At 45.6% G+C, this 21,529-nt stretch carries 14 protein-coding genes; all 14 read left to right on the plus strand.

Annotated features, from left to right (window positions below; translation table 11 throughout):
- The first annotated feature begins 55 nt into the window (after positions 1 to 55).
- The 14 genes from QZ327_RS07230 to QZ327_RS07295 all read left to right on the plus strand — a co-directional run bounded on the left by QZ327_RS07230 (position 56) and on the right by QZ327_RS07295 (position 21,389).
- Complete coding sequence (locus QZ327_RS07230) at positions 56 to 3,181, plus strand: TonB-dependent receptor (RefSeq protein WP_294618341.1); 3,126 nt, start codon at positions 56 to 58, stop codon at positions 3,179 to 3,181.
- A gap of 22 nt (positions 3,182 to 3,203) precedes the next feature.
- On the plus strand, positions 3,204 to 4,679 hold the full coding sequence (locus tag QZ327_RS07235; protein ID WP_294618342.1) for a RagB/SusD family nutrient uptake outer membrane protein: 1,476 nt from the start codon (positions 3,204 to 3,206) through the stop codon (positions 4,677 to 4,679).
- 235 nt (positions 4,680 to 4,914) lie between these two features.
- Positions 4,915 to 6,708 carry a YVTN family beta-propeller repeat-containing protein gene (locus QZ327_RS07240; protein WP_366143340.1) on the plus strand — a complete coding sequence of 598 codons (1,794 nt, stop codon included), beginning with the start codon at positions 4,915 to 4,917 and terminating at the stop codon, positions 6,706 to 6,708.
- 46 nt (positions 6,709 to 6,754) lie between these two features.
- Positions 6,755 to 7,888, plus strand: a complete 1,134-nt coding sequence (locus QZ327_RS07245) for a hypothetical protein (protein WP_294618343.1) — start codon at positions 6,755 to 6,757, stop codon at positions 7,886 to 7,888.
- 33 nt (positions 7,889 to 7,921) lie between these two features.
- Positions 7,922 to 8,602 carry a hypothetical protein gene (locus QZ327_RS07250; RefSeq protein ID WP_294618345.1) on the plus strand — a complete coding sequence of 227 codons (681 nt, stop codon included), beginning with the start codon at positions 7,922 to 7,924 and terminating at the stop codon, positions 8,600 to 8,602.
- Between the two features lie 23 nt (positions 8,603 to 8,625).
- Entirely contained in the window at positions 8,626 to 8,940 is a 315-nt protein-coding gene (locus QZ327_RS07255) for a hypothetical protein (RefSeq protein ID WP_294618347.1), read from the plus strand.
- A gap of 112 nt (positions 8,941 to 9,052) precedes the next feature.
- Complete coding sequence (locus QZ327_RS07260; protein ID WP_294618349.1) at positions 9,053 to 10,060, plus strand: dihydroxyacetone kinase subunit DhaK; 1,008 nt, start codon at positions 9,053 to 9,055, stop codon at positions 10,058 to 10,060.
- 1 nt (position 10,061) lies between these two features.
- Positions 10,062 to 10,676, plus strand: a complete 615-nt coding sequence (locus QZ327_RS07265) for a DAK2 domain-containing protein (protein WP_294618350.1) — start codon at positions 10,062 to 10,064, stop codon at positions 10,674 to 10,676.
- A gap of 43 nt (positions 10,677 to 10,719) precedes the next feature.
- A complete protein-coding gene (gene lsrF / locus QZ327_RS07270) occupies positions 10,720 to 11,595 on the plus strand; it encodes a 3-hydroxy-5-phosphonooxypentane-2,4-dione thiolase (protein WP_294618352.1) in 876 nt (291 codons plus the stop codon).
- A gap of 23 nt (positions 11,596 to 11,618) precedes the next feature.
- Positions 11,619 to 12,515, plus strand: coding sequence for a hypothetical protein (locus QZ327_RS07275; protein WP_294618377.1), 897 nt, complete (start codon positions 11,619 to 11,621; stop codon positions 12,513 to 12,515).
- A 24-nt stretch (positions 12,516 to 12,539) separates the two neighbouring features.
- Positions 12,540 to 16,532: an SUMF1/EgtB/PvdO family nonheme iron enzyme gene (locus QZ327_RS07280; RefSeq protein WP_294618354.1), complete on the plus strand. Its 3,993-nt coding sequence runs from the start codon at positions 12,540 to 12,542 to the stop codon at positions 16,530 to 16,532.
- 75 nt (positions 16,533 to 16,607) lie between these two features.
- A complete protein-coding gene (locus QZ327_RS07285; protein ID WP_294618356.1) occupies positions 16,608 to 17,360 on the plus strand; it encodes a phospho-2-dehydro-3-deoxyheptonate aldolase in 753 nt (250 codons plus the stop codon).
- Positions 17,361 to 17,362: 2 nt separating this feature from the next.
- Positions 17,363 to 19,759 (plus strand): cytochrome c biogenesis protein CcsA, encoded by a 2,397-nt coding sequence (ccsA, locus tag QZ327_RS07290; RefSeq protein ID WP_294618358.1) that lies wholly within the window; start codon positions 17,363 to 17,365, stop codon positions 19,757 to 19,759.
- A gap of 493 nt (positions 19,760 to 20,252) precedes the next feature.
- The gene (locus QZ327_RS07295; protein WP_294618379.1) at positions 20,253 to 21,389 is read left to right on the plus strand and encodes a glycoside hydrolase family 88 protein; all 1,137 of its coding nucleotides are present in this window, start codon (positions 20,253 to 20,255) and stop codon (positions 21,387 to 21,389) included.
- The last annotated feature ends 140 nt before the right edge of the window (positions 21,390 to 21,529 follow it).

Below are 21,529 nucleotides of genomic sequence, written 5' to 3' on the forward strand. Positions count from 1 at the left end.
GTCGACACGACAGAAAGTGAAAGTTAATTTATGTCTAATTAGTGTTTAATTCAAAATGAAAAACAAAACAGATTATTTATGGTCGTTTATGCAACGGCTGGTGTTGATGGCACTGTTTTTAGGTCTGGGACTCGGTGTACAGGCACAAACTTCCGTTACAGGTACAATAACCGATACTTCGGGTGAAACGATGATTGGAGTATCGGTAATGTTGAAAGGAACTTCTACAGGTACAATAACTGATATTGACGGTCGTTTTCAGATAGCAGCCAAGCAGGGGGATATTCTGGCTGTTTCGTATATCGGTTATAAAACACAGGAAGTGAAAGTGACGGGCACCTTGTTGAAAATTGTACTTCAGGAAGATGCCCAAAATCTTGAGGAAGTAGTGGTAGTGGGTTATGGTACTCAGAAAAAGGTAAATCTGACCGGTGCGGTATCTGCTGTAGGCGGAGAAGAATTATCCAAACGTCCGGTGGCTAATACCTCAACCATGTTGCAAGGACAAATGCCGGGGCTTCGCGTTACTTCGGACCGTGGTATTCCCGGTGACGAGAATGTACAGATACGTGTACGCGGTCAAGGCACTTACTCTTCTGCAGGTTCTAATCCTTTGATTCTTATTAATGGCGTAGAAGGTGATTTGGCAACTTTAGACCCCAATATGATTGAATCTGTATCTGTATTGAAAGATGCGGCTTCGGCGTCTATCTATGGTTCACGTGCTGCCAACGGTGTGATTTTGATTACAACCAAGAACGGCTCCGGGATGAAAGAGAAAGTTTCCGTTGCTTATAATGGAAATTATGCAGTACATACTCCTACTACTTTGCTTGATTTGGTATGGGATTCTCCTACTTATATGAAGTATTTCAACATGGCAAAAGACAATTCCGGTGCTCCTGCAACGGACCGTTATTCACAGGAAATGATTGATGCATATACAAATCCGTCTGATAAGGAAAGATATCCGAGTTTTGATTGGATTGATTATATGTTTAATCCTGCTTTTGTGCAACAGCATAACTTGAGTGTAGCGGGAACAGTCGGAAAAACATCCTATAATGCTTCTCTTAGCATGGTGAAGCAACCGGGAACGATGAAAGGACAAACCTATGAAAGATATAATGCTGCGTTGGACTTGAAATCGGAGATTAACAGTTGGATTAAGTTCGGCATGTACTTTGCCGGAAGCCGTGGTTATCGTCAGCAAACACGTCAAGGTGATACCGATGCCTATTTGTCTACCATTTCTCAAGCTCCGACTTATATGCCGTGGTTGCCCGATGACGGATCGGGTATCCGTAAATACACTTATAAAGCCTATCAGTTTGAAGGTAATAATAAGAATATGGTGGGAATAATTGAGACAGAGAATTTTAAGAAATATGTGAATACGGATGTCAATGCGCAGGCATGGCTTGAATTGAATTTGGCAAAAGGTTTGTCCTGGTATAGTAAAGGGGCAATACGCTATAAGCAAAATCATGAAAAAGATTGGCGTGCCCAAGTTACTCCTGTTTATTGGTATCATACAGGTGAAAGTGCTAATAATTTGAATACGGGTGGAACCGGATTGGACAGCGATATGGACTATAGCACATACTTAAATTTCTATACTTATTTAAAATATGACTGGACTTCCAAATTACACAATCATGATGTCTCATTGATGGCGGGCTATAACTTGGAGTCTTACCGCTATGATAAAGTCGGGGCATATCGCCAATTTTATGATTTCCCATTACATGAAATTGATGGTGGTACGGCAGCTGTACAGACTAATGAAGGCAAATCGGAAGAGTGGGGGCTGATGTCTGTTTTCTTTCGTGCCAATTATGCGTTCAAGCAACGTTACTTATTAGAGGTGAATGCGCGTTATGACGGTACATCGCGTATTGCGAAAGCTTCCCGTTGGGGATTATTCCCTTCTTTCTCACTGGGATGGCGCATTACGGAAGAATCATGGATGAAGAACCTGAACTTGAATTGGTTGAATAACCTGAAGTTACGTGGCTCTTACGGTGTACTTGGAAATCAGAATATCGACCTGTACTCTTATTATGCCGTTCTCTCTACCGGTAAAGATTACAGTTTTGATAATTCGGAATTGACTTCAGGCGTAGCACAAACAAAATTCAGTAATGTTAATCTGAAGTGGGAGACAACCGCTATCGGTGATTTCGGTTTTGATGCGACCTTATTCAATGGTTTGAATGTTACTTTTGATTGGTATAAGAAAAAAACTTATGACATTCTTCGTAAAGCACAAGGCAATAATCTGCTGGCTTTAGATGCTCCCTACATCAACAGTGGAGAAATGGTGAATAAAGGTGTTGAAATAGGGTTGTCATACAACGGATATATTAATAACGGTAAGATGAAAGGATTCTCTTATAATGCAGGAGTCTTTTTTGACCGTTCGCGTAATGAACTTACAAAATACGGTTCTGATTATATCGCAAATGGAACTATTTGCCGGGAAGGCTTGCCTTATGAATCATTCTATATGTTGGAAGCGATAGGAATTTTCAAAGATGAGGAAGATGTGGCAAGTTCTCCTAAACAATATAATGACAATACTTTGCCCGGTGATATTAAGTTTAAGGACATCAGTGGCAAAGATGGTAAACCGGATGGAGTGATTGATGATTATGACCGTACTGTGATAGACGGACGTTTCCCTGATTTTGAGTATACGATTAATCTTGGTGCCGCATGGAAAGGTTTTGATTTCTCATTAATGGGACAAGGAGTGCAAGGTGTAAAGCACTATGCGAAAGACTGGGGTATCCATCCGTTCAAACAAGGTTCGCCTATTTCTTGGGATTACATAGAAAACATGTGGACCGAGGAAAATCCGAATGGTAAATATCCGCGTTTGTATTATGACAATATGGGCGGAACTAAAAATACGCGTGCCAATTCATTCTTCTTATATAATGGTTCGTATTTCCGTTTGAAGAATTTGACTTTGGGTTACACCGTTCCGCAAGAACTGACACGTAAGGTGAAAATTGAAAAGTTACGTGTCTATTTTTCGGGAGATAATTTGCTGACTATTACGAAATTCCCTCAGGGGGGAGATCCGGAACGTAATTATACCTCCAAAGATAACACACGTTTGGTTTATTATCCACAAAACCGTATTGTTTCTTTTGGTGTAAACCTTCAATTTTAATCAATAATAAATGCGTATAAAGATGAAAAAAATAGCATATATTTCATTGCTGATTGGCACATTGACCTTGAATTCTTGTTCAGGAATTTTGGATACTCCTCCAACATCAACTCCTTCGGAGGATGTTTTTTGGCAATCAAAAGCTGATTTTGAGTCTGCTTTGGCAGCTTGTTATCAAGGAATGCAAGAGGAAACGTTATCATGGATTATCCCCACTTTCGATTGTTTGACGGATAATGCGTATGGCAATCAGGGTTCCAGTAAGGTATACAATGCGGATATGATTCAGGCTGATAATATTGACCCGTCTACAACCGGTCTTATTGCGAACATATATAAAGAAGCTTATAAAGCCATTGCCCGTTTGAATCTGTTTTTGGATCAGTTGAATAAATACCAGGGCGGGGATATCGCGTCCGTTCGTAATCAAATGGAAGGCGAAGCCTTGTTCTTGCGTTCCTATTGCTATTATCTGTTGTATATGTTTTATGGGGAAGTCCCGTATATCGACAAGCCTTTGACATTGGAAACGCAAAATGCGCCTAAAAACACATTGGATGAGGTATATACGAATTTGACAAGAGATTTGCAGGCTGCCATTACCAAAATGGACGACAAGACCTATAAAGCGGCTAAAGGACATGCCACCCAAGGGGCTGCCAAAGCTTTAAAAGCCCGTGTGCTCATGTTTCATGCTTATGGAGATGATGGCAAAGTTGCCCATAAAGATGAAGTAGAGGAAGCATATACTTTGCTGAATACGATTACGGGTTACTCTTTGGACGAAAACTATGCCGATATATTCCGTCCCGCCAATCAGGAAAGTAGTGACGAGATTGTATTTTCCATCAAATTCTTGGCTCCGAACAGTTATCATTCTTTTGATAATTCTTATGGGAATTATGGTATGTTGAATCCTGTAGAGGATTTGGTAAAGGAGTATGAAGAGGGGGACAATCGCATGGCCCAAACGATTGCTTTTAACGATAAGTACCAATGGGAAGGAGGAGAAGTAATCAACTTGACCAAATCCAGTAATGGTAAGCGTATGATGAAATGGCTACGTCCGGTATTGAAACAAAGTGATTATTGGAATCAGACGGAGCGTAGCGAACAAGACATTGTAATTCTCCGTTGGGGCGAACTGCTTCTTTTAAAAGCTGAAGCTGCCAACGAATTGGACATGACAGGTGTTGCCGATATGGTGAACCTTGTTAGAGAACGCGCGGGTTTGGACGCTCTTCCTGAGGAGGGGGTAAGCAAAGAGCAAATGCGTGAAGCCATTCGTCACGAACGTCGGGTTGAGACTCCGTTTGAATTAATTCGATATTATGACATGAAACGTTGGAAAATAATGAACAAATTGAACGGACTTGTACTTGACCCGCTTTATCCGAATATTATTCCGGCATGGTCAAAGAAGCATGAATATCTACCTTTGCCGCAAGGACAGATAGATTTTTCAAACGGCGTTTTGGTGCAAAATCCTAATTATTGATGAAAGTCGTAATCTGATAAAAATATCAAGTGTATAATAAAATCCCCACCGGTCCGGAAGATCTCTTTCCCGGATTGGTGGGGATTTTGTTTAATTTTCTTGTTTATCCCGTTTCAAATATTTTATAAGGGAGATTTTGATACATTATTATAACTCTATGGTACATTATTGATACCCATTAAAAAGAGTTTGCGCTATTTTTGTGTGTAGAAAATGACGATTAATTCTAATTATTATGAAATATAGGAATTGCAAATTCATGAAAATGATTTTACCGGTAATGCTGGTTGTATCTTTATTTGCCTTTACTGTGCATACAGCCGAGCAGCCGGAAGGCACGCCTTTATTTATTACAAGTATTGTGCCTTATAAAGCAGGGGTGATTGTTACGCAGAAAGGTGTCCGTAAAGTAACAATCTATTCTTCTGATTACAAAGAATGTTTACAAGAATGGAGGTTGGATGAAATACCTACGGGGGTTGCTGTAGATGGTGAACAGATTGTAGTAACAGTGGCAGGTGAACATGAAAACGGTGTTTATTTCCTGTCATCTTCCGCTCCGTCAGAGAAGGTATTCGTGAAAACCGCTTCGGGTACTTGTGCTCCAACGATAGACAGCCGTTCCGGAAAATTATATGTATGCAATCAGTTTGCCGGAACAGTTTCGGAAATTGACCGGAATGAGAAGAAGGAATTGCAAACGGTGCGTGTGTTGCGTGAACCGAAATCAATGGTTTTAGACCCGAAAGGGAAATACCTGTTTGTTGCCAACTTTCTTCCGGCACAACGGGCGGATGTGGATACGGTGGCTTCATGCGTATCGGTGATAGATAAGGAAAGTTTTCAAAAGGTAAAAGATATACAATTGGAGAATGGTAGCAATGCGTTGCGGGGGATGACGCTTTCCCCCGACGGTCGCTACCTGTTGGTTACACACAATTTGGGACGTTTTCAGGTCCCCACTTCCCAGTTGCAGCAGGGGTGGATGAATACAAGCGCCATGAGCCTTGTGAACTTGGAAACATTGAATTTTGAAGGTGCGGTATTATTGGACGAGCCCGAACGTGGTGCTGCCGGCATTTGGGATGTGAAGTGTACGGATGATAAGGTTGTAATCAGTCATTCGGGTACTCATGAAATCAGTGTGATTGATTATCCGGCGTTTATCCGTAAGTTCGAACAATATCCTCAAAAGGATGCTTTGGCATACGATTTACGTTTCTTGTATGGCATCCGTCAGCGGATTTCCTTGGTTGGTAATGGTCCAAGATGTTTCGCTATTAAAGGAAATGATGCAATTGTACCTACTTATTTCTCCGATACATTGAATGTGGTTAACTTGAATACGGCTGATATCTATTCGGTTGCTATGGTGAAGAATCGGGTGGAGAGCCGTATTGATAAGGGTGAGAAATATTTCAATGATGCGGAATATTGCTTTCAGAATTGGCAATCCTGTAATGGATGTCATCCGGGTGATGCCCGTATGGATGCCATGAACTGGGATTTGATGAACGATGGTATCGGCAACTCCAAGAACTGCAAGAGCCTGTTGTTCTCACATGTCACTCCGCCTGCTATGATTTCCGGAATACGCGCTTCTTCTTATGTGGCTGTGCGCACGGGATATAAATTTATTCAGTTTATTGACCTGCCGGAAGAGTTTGCCACTTGTGTCGATGAATATTTATTGTCATTGAAGCCCGTTCCGAGTCCTTATCTGGTAAATGGTGAGTTGTCGGAGAAAGCAAAGCGGGGCCGTAAGGTGTTTGAGAAGTTCAAGTGCGACGAATGTCATTCCGGTCCTTATTATACGGATATGCAGATGCACCGTATTGGCGAGGATGTGGAATTTGAGAAGGGTTGGGATACTCCTACCTTGCGGGAGGTATGGAGAACCGCTCCTTATTTGTTCGACGGAAGAGCGGCTACCATGAAAGAGGTTTTTGAAGTGCATAAACATGGCATTGACAAGAAGATTTCATCGAAGGAGGCTGACGAACTGGCCGAGTATGTGAATTCACTCTGATGGACAGGTATATCAAGAACGGAATATGGTAACGACAGAGCAATATATGGAAATTATACATCGCTTCTATCAAGTGGCGAAAGCTTCTTTTGAAGAAATGGCAGAAGGTTTGTTGACGGAATATTCAGCACATTATATGCCGGTACGCATGGTCTTTTTTGGAGCACCGATAGATAACGATGAGTATGTGTTCCATCTTAATTACTTGAAAGAGGCTGTAAAGAAGCGTTTCGGCGACAAACAACCGGTAGTCAGTTATGTGGCACAGCCGATTGATACGGAAGGGATGGCAATGGAAGTACATGAAATAGTGCTGACGGAACAAGATAGGGTTACTTACCGGAAGCATGCCGATATTCCTTATATCATGGTTGAACGGGACGGATGCAGACGTTTGTTTTTGGGGGGAGTGACGGGTGATGTCTTGCATCACAGTATTTGCCGGCAATCCGAAGATGTTTTCGCACGTATCCGTCAGGTACTTGACAACGAACGTATGCCGGTCTCTGCCATTATCCGCCAATGGAATTATATTGAAAAGATAACAGATTATGATAATGCCGGACATCAGCATTATCAGGATTTTAATGATGCCCGCTCTTTATTTTATGCAAATGCAGAGTGGAAAAACGGTTATCCTGCCGCTACGGGTATCGGGACGCAATGCGGAGGCATTATGATAGATATGGATGTACTGCTTTGTGAGGATGACACAATCTTGGTTGCCGGCGTGGACAATCCGTTACAAGTGGCTGCACATGCCTATTCCCAACAGGTGTTACTGGGTGAAACGCAGTTGCAGGCAAAGACAACTCCCAAATTTGAACGTGCCAAAGCAGTGTGGAAAGATAATCACGGCTTTGTCTATATCTCGGGAACGGCTGCTATCCGAGGAGAGCAAAGCCTGGAAGGAGTGGGTATCGAGGAGCAAACCGCCATAACTCTTGAGAATATAGAATACTTGGTTTCCGATGAGAATCTAAGGCAGGCGGGTGTTCCGGTAACCGGAGATGCCGGACTTGTCAACTTTCGCGTGTATGTGAAATATAGGGAGGATATGGAGAAAGCCAAGACAGTGATAGAGGCTAAATATCCGGAACTGCCTGCTATCTATACGCTGACCGATGTGTGCCGTTCGGAATTGCTGATAGAGATAGAAGGTTTGGGATTGTTGCAATAAATACAGAATTAAATAAATAAAAATCAAGAAAAAATGAAAGTAAAGAAAGTATTAACATTGGCAATGATTGCCGTTTGCGGTATGGGAATGGTCTCTTGTACGGCAAAAACAGAAAAAACAGAACAGATTATGACACAGGAAAAAGCTACGTATCAGAAGAAGTACACGAATGCTGACTTCTACAAAGATGGTAAGTTCGATCAAGAAGCTGCAAAGAAAGCTTTTCTTGATATGTTTGAATTTTATGGCGTACCCTTCACTCCGCTTATGGAGAAGGATATTTGGTTTACAGACTTCGGTTTGGGTGATTTTGAACATGTAGGTATGGGCGGTATTTTCTGGATTAACGATCCTGAATATGGTTATTTTGCCCATAACATCTATTTGTTGCCCGGACAGATGATTCCGGAACATGCGCATGTTAAGACCAACTTCCCGGCAAAGCATGAGTCTTGGATGGTTAATCACGGTTGGGTATACAATTTCTCTGAGGTTGGAGAGGAGACACCGAATGCTCCTGAAATTCCGGCAGGTCATGGTCCTATTAAGAGTAAGAACTTCGTTGTGCAGAAGGTAGGTGATGTATTGCGTTTGAAAGAACTGGAGACTTTCCACTTCATGATGGCAGGTCCCGAGGGTGCTATCGTTGAAGAATGGGCATGCTACCATGATAATGACGGTTTGCGTTTCACAAATACGAATGCTGCATTATAATTCATTTTAAATACTTACATACCATGAGAAAGATAAATCATATCGGAATACCTGTTCAGGATCCGGTTCCCGGAGAAGTTTATAACGAGGGAATGAAGGTTTTCCTGACGGATTTTGCCAAGAGCCCCAATAAGATAGAATTCCTTCGTTTCGAAGAAGATAGTTGGATGCCCGAAAAAATCCAGAAGTTGGCTCATATCGCTTATGAAGTCGATGATTTGGATAATGAGTTGGAGAATGCTAAAGTCTTGCTTCCAAAGACTGTAGTGAACGATAGCCTGACTATAGCTTTCATCGAAGAAGAGGGTATTGCTTTAGAGTTAATGCAGTTTAATTAATGTAAGAGCCTGTTTGAGTTTTGTTTGGTATTTTCCTTGAAGAAAGTTTAAACAGGTTCTAAGTATCAATGATATAAATTAGTTTTGATTACTTACTTAACAACAGAAAATTATGATTCATAAATTTATAAACGATCCGGATAATATCACTTCCGAATTACTGGAAGGTTATGTAATGGCATATAGCGACCAAGTTGCTATCGGCGGAGAAAATATTATTGTGCGTGCACATGCCAAGTCGGAAGACAAAGTTGCCGTCATCACGTTGGGTGGTTCGGGCCATGAGCCTGCTTTGAGCGGTTTTGTCGGCGATGGCATGTTGGACTGTTCGGTAGTGGGAGATATTTTTGCTGCTCCGGGTGCACAACGTGTTTTCCAGGCATTGCAGTTGTTCAAGCGCGAAGCCGGTATCTTGCTGGTTGTATTAAATCATTCCGGTGATGTGATGAGCGCCAACATGGCTTGCCAATTGGCCGAGCGTGTAGGAATTAAGGTGAAAACTATCCTGACACACGATGACATCAGTGCCGGACTGGATGCGGCTGATGACGACCGTCGCGGTCTGGCAGGTTGTATTCCATTGATTAAGATTGTAGGTGCTGCTGCCGAAGAAGGCAAATCTTTGGACGAAATTATTGAAATCGGTGAGCGTTTTAATAAGAAGGTCGCCACATTGGCTGTTGCTATGAAGTCCTGTACGCATCCTCAGAATGGAATGATGATTTCCGAATTGCCTGACGGCGAGATGGAGATTGGTATGGGTCAACACGGTGAAGGTGGCGGCGGACGCAAAAAGTTGGTGTCTGCCGATGATACGGCTGAGGAAATGATCGGTTTGCTTATGAAAAAATTACAGCCGAAAGCCGGTGATAAGGCATTGTTGGTTATCAATGGTGTAGGTGCTACTACCCATATGGAGATGAATATCATCTATCGCAAAGCACATCAGCTTCTTGAAAATGCAGGTATTGAAGTGGTGTCAAGCCGTATCGGTGAACTGCTGACAGTGCAGGAACAGGCCGGTTTCCAGATGATACTTGGTTTGCTGGATGCCGACCATGTGGATTACTTGAATAATAAGATGTCGAATGCTCCTTACTGGACAGTTGTAGGTAAGTAATATGGATAAATTGACAGTAGAAGATTTTAAAAAGATGCTTCGTAATGCATTGGCATGCATTACGGAGCGTGCCGATGAGTTCTCAAAGTTGGATGCGGTATTGGGCGATGGCGACCATGGTACGGCTATTGTGCAGGCTATGTCTGCCATTGTGGAGTCGGCTGAGAAAGGTACGGAGTTCAAGACCATGCTGAATGACATGGGATTTAATGTAATGTTGCAGATTAGCGGTTCTACCAGTACGTTGTTGGGCGGTCTGTTTTTAGGAATGAGCGACCATGCTGAGGGTACTGAACTGGATGTTGCTGCGGTAAAAGCCATGTTTGCCGGTGGTTTGGAAGGTGTCAGAAAACAAACTAAGGCTCAGCGTGGCGACAAGACGATGATGGATGCCTTGATTCCGGCTGTGGAAGCGATGCAAGCCGCCGAGACCGATGATGTGAAAGCCGTTTTGGAAGCCGGTGCGCAAGCTGCCTTGCAAGGTGCGGAAGCAACGAAAGATATGAAAGCGAATTTCGGACGTGCCCGTAATTATGGTGAACGTTCCATCGGCTATGCCGACTCGGGAGCTTCGTCGTGGTCTTGTATGTTTGACGCTTTTGCAAAGGCTATCTGAGGATAATGAAATAATAACGTTTAAAGAAAATAGAAAAAGAAAAATGGCAGATTTAGATGATTTGAGAGAAGGTTGTAATTTTGGTTTGGGGGTTGCTTCTGCCAACCAAAGTTTTCACGTAAAAGGAGCGGAAAATCTTTCATGGGGAATGAAAGACCGTTTGTCTCGTATCTTTAATCCCAAGACCGGCAAAACAGTGATGCTTGCCTGCGATCATGGTTTCATTATGGGACCTACGTCAGGGTTGGAACGTATCGACCTGAACATTGTTCCGCTGATAGAGTATGCAGATTGTCTGATGTGTACGCGCGGTATTCTTCGTTCGGTTATACCGCCTGTTACCAATAAGCCTATTTGCTTGCGTTCCGATGCGGGTACCTCCATTCTGACTTCATTGAATGACAATGTTTTAATGGATATTGAAGATGCTGTTCGCATGAATGTATCTGCAATGGCAGTCATGTTGGCTATCGGTGATGCGGAACACGAAGCTGTTACGGTTGCCAATTTGTATAAAGCGGTGGATAAGGCTGCTCGTTATGGCATTCCGGTAATGGGTGTGACGGCTGTAGGAAAGGATATGGCTCGTGATGCGCGTTATTTCGGACTGGCTTCTCGCATTGCCGCTGAAAATGGTGCCAATATTGTGAAAACTTACTATTGCGAAGGCTTCGAGAAGGTGGCGGCTGCATGTCCGGTACCGGTGGTGATTGCCGGTGGTAAGAAGTTGCCGGAACTGGAAGCGCTCGAATTGTGCTACAAGGCAATCAATGACGGTGCCGCAGGTGTGGATATGGGACGTAACGTATTCCAATCAGAAGCGCCGGTCGCTATGATACAGGCTGTAAGCGCAGTGGTTCATGAGAACATGAAACCGGCACAGGCCTTGGAATTGTTCAATGAACTGAAGAATAAGTAACAACGACTACTTAAAAAAGAATGATGAGACTTTATGCATTAGTCATAGCCGTTCTTATATGTGGTTTTCGGGCGGCGGCTCAGGATAAGATCCTGGTCGCCGGTTCCGGAAATCCATTTATTTTGCTTGTAGACAAACAGACCGGAAAGGTAGAGTGGAAACATGCACTGGAGAAAGGGGAGGAGTGCAATACGGTTGCTTTGACAAAAGACGGCAACATACTGTATTCATATAAGAGAGGGGCTAAAGTGGTGACATGGGATCACCGGACCGTATGGGATTATCCGGCACCTGATAAAACCGAGTTGCAATCGGCAACTTTGTTGCGTAACGGTGGGGTGTTATTGGGCATTTGCGGCAATCCGGCTCAGTTTGTGGAGTTGGATAAGAAAGGAAAAGAAGTAAATAAGGTTGTGTTTGATTTGGAGGTTGAAAAGCCTCATAGCCAATTCCGGCAAGTATTTCAGCTCAGAAATAAGAACTACCTGATACCGGTGATGGCAAAACAGAAAATAGTGGAAGTAAGCCGGAAAGGAAAACTGGTTGCGGAACATAAGATTGATGGCAGGGCATTTTCCTCTTTGGAACTGTCCGATGGCAATTTGTTGTTGCCTTGCGGTGACGGACATTATTATATGGTTGTGGACCGCAAAACAGGTAAGGAACTGAAAAGGGTAAACAGTAAGGATATTGAAGGTGCTCCACTTTGGTTTGTTGCCCAAGTCTTGGAACTGAAGAACAAGAATTTATTGATTTGTAATTGGGACGGACATACAAGAGGAGCTGTAGTGGATGTACCACAGTTGGTTGAGATTGATAAAGATGGCAAGGTTGTATGGACATTGAAGGACAAGCGGAATGTCGATAAGATTTCTGCCGCTTGTTATTTGTACAACTTCCGCATGCCGGACTCGAAATAGAAAACAAACTATAAACAATATATTATGGATAAGAAACTGATAGTAATGGCTGTATGCGCTGCGCTTTCGTTGCCGGTTATGGCACAACGAAAGGCGAAAGCAAAGCCCGATGCACCGGTGACATGGGCAGAGAGCATTGCAGCGGCAAAGAACCATGCCAATGTAGAGATGCAAAAGACTTGTTTGCCTGTCACATCCAAAGTGATTAAGGCAAAAACGGCTGCTGTTCCTTTCAGCGCGGATGTAACGGGGCTGGATGAAATCGTATTATATACATGGGGCACGGTAGACGGTGCTAATGACGACCAGGCTGTATGGGCGAATGCCAAGTTGGTGGCGGCAGACGGCTCTTCCGTGTGGTTGAATGATTTGAAAAATACATTCAAGAAGACGGGTAGCGGACGTCTCCGTTATAATGAGAATGCGAAAGGACAGACGGTAGTCATGAAAGGAAAGCAATACAAGCGTACCATTATGGCAAATGCCAATGCGCAGATTGTAGTTCCTTTGGATAAGAAGTATGTACGTTTCGAAGCGGAAATCGGTTTGGAGAACCGTTCTTCAGCCGGTACGGTTGTTTTCCGTCTGCAAGGTATTACAGGTGCGGAAGCCGCTGCCGACCTTGTACGTAAGTATCCGCAAGAAGCTACGCTGTTCCTGCCTTTTGCCGGTAGCGACATGAAGGCTTTGGTCACTACTTACGATGCCGATATTGAAAGACATATAGCTCTTTCCGTAGTGAAACAACTGAAGGATAAGTCCTATTTCAATGCGCAGATAAGCCGGATAGATGCCAAGTCCACATTGGACGAAAAAGTTATCGGTTATTTGAATTTGGCACAGGATGCCATGAAAGTATATCAGTTGCAGAACTCTTTGAACTGGCTTAATATGCGTGCTATCGAAGAAGCCTACAACGATATGGCGGCGACTGCGGGATATGACAAGAATACCAACCAGGCTAAATTGTCCGAGTTGAAGCAACTTGTAGGTAAGGGCTTTGCCGGAATTTACAAGAACGATGCTGCCGCTATCAATGCTGCCAACAAGGCAGTGAACCTGAAGAAGGAGATCCTGTTCGCCAATCCGGCATTGGACATTGACAAAATCATAGTAGGCCGTTACAAAATCGGTACTACCGCCCGCCAGGTGACTCCCCGTGCGTTGGGTACGCAAAACAACAACTGGTCCAACCAGACTTCTGCTGCCCGGGGTGGTTTCGATGCCGAAATAGCAGAGTTATCCAATCTTCGCGGAGATATTAAAACCCGTACAATCTTCAAACCTGCCAACGGTTCGTCCGTGCCCGATTTGAAGTTGCACTGGGACGCGGAGCGCGTCATGTTCTCTATGGTCGATACGGACAAACGCTGGCAGGTGTTCGAAGTGAAACTGGACGGTACCGGTCTGAAGGAACTGATTGAAGCTCCCGAAAAGGATTTGGAATTTTTCGATGCCACTTACCTGCCTTCCGGCAAGATTATTGCTGTTTCCAATATCGGTTACAACGGCGTACCTTGTGTGAATGGTAATGACGAGGTGGGCAATATGTGTCTCTACGACCCGAAAGACGGTTCATTACGTCGTCTGACGTTCGACCAGGATGCCAACTGGGCTCCCACTGTCATGCACAACGGACGCGTCATGTACACCCGTTGGGAGTACACGGACCTGACGCACTACTTCTCCCGTTTCGTGATGCACATGAATCCTGACGGAACGGAGCAGAAGTCCCTTTACGGTAGTGGTTCTTATTTCCCGAACAGTACATTCGATGCGAAACCTCTTCCGGGACATGCTTCGCAGTTTGTAGGAATCGTTTCAGGACATCATGGAGTTACCCGTTCTGGTAGAATGATGATTTATGACCCGTCCAAGAGCCGCAAGTCGGAGAAGGGAATGGTACAGGAGTTGCCTTTCCGCGACCGTAAAATCGAGCCGATTGTAAAAGACCGTCTGGTGGACGGTGTATGGCCGCAGTTTATCAAGCCTTATCCTTTGACGGACAAATATTTCCTGGTTACCGCCAAATTGGATGAGAACTCCTTGTGGGGTATTTATCTGATTGACGTGTATGATAACCTTACGTTGCTTGCCGAATTTGAGGGTGAAGGATTGATTTGCCCGATTCCGGTAAAGAAAACACCGGTTCCACCGGTAATTCCCGACAAGATTGTTCCGGGCAGCAAGGAAGCTACCGTCTTCATTCAGGATATTTATGAAGGCGAAGGTCTGAAAGGTGTGCCTCGTGGCACGGTGAAATCTTTCCGTGTGTTGTCTTATGAGTATGCTTATAACAAGACCCCGTCCGACCATTGGGCACAAGGTGTGCAGAGCGGTTGGGACATCAAGCGGTTGCTGGGTACGGTACCTGTGGAAGAAGACGGTTCGGCTATCTTTAAGATACCGGCTAATACTCCGATTTCTTTGCAGCCGTTGGATTCGGAAGGACGTGCCATCCAATGGATGCGTAGCTGGCTGACCGGTATGCCCGGCGAAACGGTTTCTTGTGTAGGTTGCCATGAAGACCAGAACCAATTGCCCATTCCCAAGCGTGTGAAGGCATCGCAGATTGCTCCGCATGTGATTGCTAAGCCGGAAGGCGGCCAGCGTCCTTTCACATTCGACCTTGAAGTGCAACCGGTATTGGATCGCGCTTGTATCGCTTGCCATGACGGTTCCAACAAATTGGCGGATTTCAGGGGCGGACGTACGGATAAGTTCTCCGGTTTCGGTGAAAGCTATCTGAACCTGCATCCTTATGTATATCGTCAGGGACCGGAAGCTGAGATTGAAGTGCTTGACCCCTATGAATATCATGCTTCCGTCAGCCCGCTTATCAAAATGCTGAAGACCGGACATTATGGCGTAGAGCTGACAGATAAGGAATGGCAGGCGTTGTACAACTGGATAGACTTCAATGCTCCTTATCATGGCAAGTTCAATGCCAATAAGTTTAAAGGTGTGGAACAAATCTGCCGTCGTACGGAACTGACTGAGAAATATGCAGGTTCCGGTGTCGATTGGCAAGCGGAAATCCGTTCGTATGCGCAATATCTGGAAACACAGCCCAAGCAGGCTCCCGTGAAACCGGAACATAAAGAGCATAAGAATAAAGAAGTAAAAGTAAAAGGATGGCCGTTCGGCAAGGAAGCTGCCCAAGCCATGATTGTGCAGGAAGGTTCTGCCAAGATGAGCATTGATTTGGCACCGGGTATCAAGATGAATTTTGTCCGTATCCCTGCAGGTTCTTTCGTAATGGGTAGCAATCGTGGCAATTCCGATTACTCTCCGGCAAACAAACAGGTGGTGAAGAAGGCTTTCTGGATGGGCGAGATTGAGGTCAGCAACGAGCAGTTCCGCACCATCTTCCCCGAGCATGACAGCCGTTTCGACAGACAGTTGTGGAAAGACCACGTACATCAGGGCTACCCGGCAAATAAACCGGAGCAGCCGGCTATCCGCGTCAGCTGGGAACAGGCGATGGCATTCTGCAAGAAACTGAGCGAGAAGACCGGTAAGAACGTGACGTTGCCCACCGAAGTGCAATGGGAATGGGCTTGCCGTGCCGGTAGCGATGATGCGTTCTGGTATGGTTCGCTGAATGCGGATTTCGGCAAGTACGAGAACCTGGCGGATAAACAGCTGAACAAGATGGCTGTACGCGGTGTCGACCCCCAACCGATGAAGCCCAATGACCCTTGGTATAAGTATTACACTTATCAGCCTAAGGAGAATGGAGTGGACGACGGCAACATGCTGCAAGTGAAAGGTGGCGGTTATCAGGCAAACCCGTTCGGCTTGTACGATATGCAGGGTAATGTGGCGGAATGGACGCGTTCCGATTATTTGCCTTATCCTTACAACGAAAAGAATCAGGGAAGCGGTATGGAGAAAGTGGTACGCGGCGGTTCATGGAACGACCATCCCAAAGCAAGTACGGCTTACTACCGTCGTGCCTATCTGCCGTGGCAGAAAGTGTATAACGTAGGTTTCCGTGTGATTATTGAAGATTGATTAGATTGATTGTAAACCGGTGCCTGTTTCTTGATAAGAGAAATATGCGCCGGTTTTTCTTTTGTAACAGAAAAGATGGAGAAGAGAGAAATAGGTTTAGTGGCCGGTCCGTGCAGTGCTGAAAACCGCATGCAGATGTTGGAGACGGCAAGAGGATTACGGAAAACGGGAGTCGGAACGATACGTGCCGGATTATGGAAGCCCCGTTCGCGTTTTGGAACCTTCGAGGGGGTAGGCGAGGCCGGATTGGCGTGGTTGAGCGAGATACGGCAGGAATTGGGCATGAAGACCATGACGGAGGTCGCATTGCCATCGCATGTGGAGGCGGTGATGAAAACGGGGGTGGATATGGTGTGGATTGGTGCCCGTACCACGGTCAATCCTTTCATGATGACCGAGCTGGCACAAGCATTGCGCGATTGCGACATGCCGGTGTGGGTAAAGAATCCCGTATGTCCGGATGTGGAGCTGTGGATTGGAGCAGTAGAACGTTTGCAGCATGCCGGAATACGTGACATCCGCGTCATCTATCGCGGGTTTTGCGCAGTCGACCACCAGCCTTATCGCAATGCCCCGTTATGGGAATGCTCGGAGCGTTTCCGTTCTTATTTCCCCGACCTTCCTTTTTATTGCGACCCGAGCCACATAGCCGGAAAACGCGAATTGTTATCATCCGTTTGCAAAAAAGCCTTATCTTTGCATGTCGACGGATTGTTTATAGAGTCTCATTGCCATCCGCAGACGGCTTTGTCCGATTCTGCCCAGCAACTCACCCCGGATGCTTTGGCAGGATTATTGGACGAGTTGAATGTTTCAATAAAGGAATAACTATGAAGATATGCTTTTCCGCCGTAAAGAGGTTGTTTGTATCCTGGCGGTTCACTTTGATTTTGCTGTCGGTCTATGCGGTCGTGCTGGCTGCCGCTACATTCATAGAGAGTGCCAAAGGGACGCCTGTTGCCAGGCAGTTGGTCTATAACCAGCCGCTTTTTTATCTGCTTCAGTTGCTCATGGTGTTGCAGTTCTTTGCGGTTGCCGTCCGCATGCGCTTATGGCAACAGCGTAAGTATGGCGTCGGACTGCTCCATGTGGCATTTATGGTAATCCTTATCGGTGCTTTGGTTACGAATTTGTTTGGTTTCGAAGGTATCGTCCATATCCGTGAGGGAGAAACCGTCTCATTGCTGCATCAGCAGGGGAAGACGCGTGAACTTCCTTTTTCCATTCGTTTGGACGATTTCAGGCTGGTACGTTATCCGGGTTCACGCAGTCCGTCCTCTTTTGAGAGCTTCCTGACTATCTCTTCGCAGAACGGTGTACGTTCGGAACACATCTATATGAATAAAGTAATCTATGAGCAGGGATACCGTCTGTACCAATCTTCTTACGATACTGACGAGCAGGGCACCGTCCTCTCTGTCAATCACGACAATTGGGGAACCGGTATCACCTATGCCGGTTATCTGCTTCTGCTTGCAGGGATGCTGCTGACCTTGTTTGATTCCCGGTCGCGTTTTGCCGGCTTGGCGCGGCAGTTGAAGAAACAGGTGCCGGTATTGATGTTCGTTTGCTTTCCCATGTCGCTTTTTGCGCAGGAGAACGCTACCAGACAGTTGCGCGAGAATACCATTCCGGCGGAACATGCCGAGAAATGGGGACGCATGCAAGTGCAGTGCTCTACAGGCCGTGTCGAGCCGGTAAATACCTATACCTCTAAGTTATTGCGTAAACTTTACCGTAGCGATAGCTTTGAAGGGTTGCGTTCGGAGCAGGTCATTATCGGTTTTTTGGTAAATCCTTCCTATTGGGGCAATGTGCCATTGATGCGCCAGAGCAATAAGGAGCTGGCACGGAAACTGTTGTTGCCCTCCGGCAAGTATCTCCGTTTTTTTGATTTGTTCGACGGTGAAGGACGGTATCTCATAGCAGAGGCGGTGGACAGTGCCTATTCGCGTCCGGCGGCGGAGCGCTCGCGTATGGAGAAAGACTTGCTGAAACTGGATGAAAAGGTTAACATTCTTTATTCGTTGCAGCAAGGCAAGATGTTGTCTCTCTTTCCGCTGCCCGGCGACAAGGACGGCAAATGGTATTCGCCCGGCGACGATTTGTCGGCATTTACCGGTAAGGACTCGATGTTTGTCTCAAAGATATTCTATTGGTATACGGAAGAGGCGGACGGAGCCTTGCAGACACAAGACTGGTCTGCGGCGGATGAAGTATTGTCGATGATGGACGTGTACCAGCAGAAAAGAAGCACGGCGGGACTGCTGACCGACAGGCAAGTGTCCTGGGAACTCTTTTACAATCGTGCGAATCTGTTTTTCATGTCATCGGTAGGATACATGAGCATCGGTTTGTTGCTGCTTCTGTTCTCGGTGTGGCATTTGCTGAAGCGTAGGCGGTGGCTGGGTGCCGTTATCGTGGCATTGACGGTGGCGGTTGTCGCTTTCTTCCTGCTGCACACCTTTGGAATAGGCATCCGTTGGTATATTTCGGGACGTGCTCCCTGGGCCAATGCGTACGAGTCCATGATTTATGTGGCGTGGGCAACGGCTTTAGCGGGACTTCTGTTCGTACGCCGTTCATCCATGACACTGGCTTTGGCGGCATTCTTTGCGGGCATCATACTGTTTGTGGCAAACCTCAACTTCATGGATCCGGAGATTACTCCTTTGGTGCCGGTGCTGAAGTCCTATTGGCTGATGATTCATGTGGCGGTAATCACGGCAAGCTACGGCTTTTTCGGCATGAGCTTCCTGTTGGGACTGTTGTCGTTGGGCTTTATGGCGGCAGGAAAGACGGCCACGCTCTTTCAGGCACATATACGCGAGTTGCGCATTATCAATGAGATGTCGCTCCATATCGGATTGTATCTGCTTACGGCGGGTATATTCTTGGGTGCCGTCTGGGCAAATGAGTCTTGGGGGCGCTACTGGGGATGGGATCCGAAGGAGACCTGGGCGCTTATCACCATGGTTGTTTATGCTTTCGTGTTGCATGCCCGTTTCATTCCGGCATTGTGTTCGGACTACGCGTTTAGCGTAATGTCTGTTTTTGCGTTGTCTTCGGTGCTGATGACGTATTTCGGGGTGAATTATTACCTCTCCGGTTTGCATTCTTATGGCAGTGGCGAAGCACCGCCGGGGGTATATGTCATCTTTATAATATTCGGAGCGGCTTTTCTGTTGGCTCTTTATGCCGGAAGCAGGCAGGGAAGACTCAAATAGCAAGCCGGGCTTTGGCTTGCATAGCTTATTGGGGGAGAATTGTTCTACCCTACGGAAGGGTGTCAAAACTCTGGCAGGAAGGATACGACTGCCTGAGCTCTGACACCCTTTAATATATAAGTACAGGTTGTTCCTGTTAAGTGAAACAGGTTACTTTTATACAGTGTGGCACTTTGTTCTTGTTAAGTGAACCACAGAGTTCCTGTTAATTGAAACTCTCGGTTCCTGTTAAGTGAAACCCCTTGCTTTTGTTAAGTGGAACAGACTGTTCTTGTTTGACGTGGCAAAGTGTTCAATACGGGATAACAAAGTGTTCGGTTAAGTGTAACGGAGTGTTTGGTCGGGTGCGATAAAATCAGCTTTGCTCAAAACCTTTTATAAAAAAACGGATTGCTGATGCAATATTTAAAGCATTTGAAATAATATCACAAGACGGATTATGGTGGAACGCCTACATTTGTTCCCGTAATTATCAATTATTAAAGATGCTATGATGAAACAAAACAAATTTCTGTTCATTGCCGTGAGTGTGCTTCTGATGTGTGCTTCCGCGGGAGCTCAAAACGCCTCTTTGAAGAAGCGCATGAAAGAAGCGGATCCTAAGGCCGTGGGTACGCGTATCGTTAATAAGTTTATCGTAACGCCGCATACTCGTTTTGGCAATCCCCGTGCCGAAAAAGCTCCCAATTACATTACCTATCCGGACGCATGTGCGTGGTTGGGCGCATTGTGGTTCAGCAAGACCATCAAAGACAAAGACATGCAGCAGCGGCTCAAAGAACGTTTTGAACCCCTGTTCACCACTGAAAAGCATCTGATACCGCGTATGAATCATGTAGACCATAATGTGGTGGGTGCCGTACCGCTGGAGATTTATATGCAAAAGCTCGGCGACAAGAAGTATTATGATTTGGGTATGCGGTATGCCGACTCTCAATGGGAAGTGCCTGCCGATGCCAAACCGGAGCAGAAGGCTTATGCCGACCAAGGATATTCATGGCAGACACGCGTATGGATTGACGATATGTTTATGATTACCACCATCCAGTCGCAGGCTTATCTTGCCACGGGCGAACGTAAGTATATAGACCGTGCGGCTGCCGAAATGGTGATGTATCTGGAGAAGATACAACGCCCCAACGGCCTGTTCTATCATGCTCCTGCCGCTCCTTTCTTCTGGGCAAGGGGCAATGGGTGGATGGCTGCCGGCATGTCGCGCCTGCTTTCCGTGTTGCCGGAAGACAATCCCGACCGTCCCGTAATCATGAAAGCCTACCGGAAGATGATGGAGACGTTGCTGAAGAACCAGGACGCGGACGGCATGTGGCACCAACTGATTGACGAACCCGCATCCTATAAGGAAACTTCGGGTACGGCAATGTTTACCTATGCCATGCTGGTGGGTGTGAAACGTGGCTGGTTGGACAAGAAGACCTATGGACCTGCCGCCATGAAAGGCTGGTTGGCGCTGAACTCTTACTTGAATGCGGATGATGAACTGACTAACGTGTGCGAGGGTACGAACATCAAGAATGACAAGAACCATTACATGAATCGCAAGCAGATAACAGGTGACTTGCATGCGCACGCCCCGTTATTGTGGTGTGCTACGGAGTTGCTTTCCAAATGAAAGAACCGTTTCTGGAAAACATCCTCGAAAAGAACACTCAAAAAAAGGCTGAACAAAATTTAAGCAGGCTCTTAAATAAAAAAGCCATGATGAGGGTATGTCGAAACTCTCTTATTAACCAAATCACTCCTGTCACGGAT

It is taken from the genome of uncultured Bacteroides sp., assembly GCF_910578895.1.
In the GTDB taxonomy this organism is placed as follows: domain Bacteria; phylum Bacteroidota; class Bacteroidia; order Bacteroidales; family Bacteroidaceae; genus Bacteroides.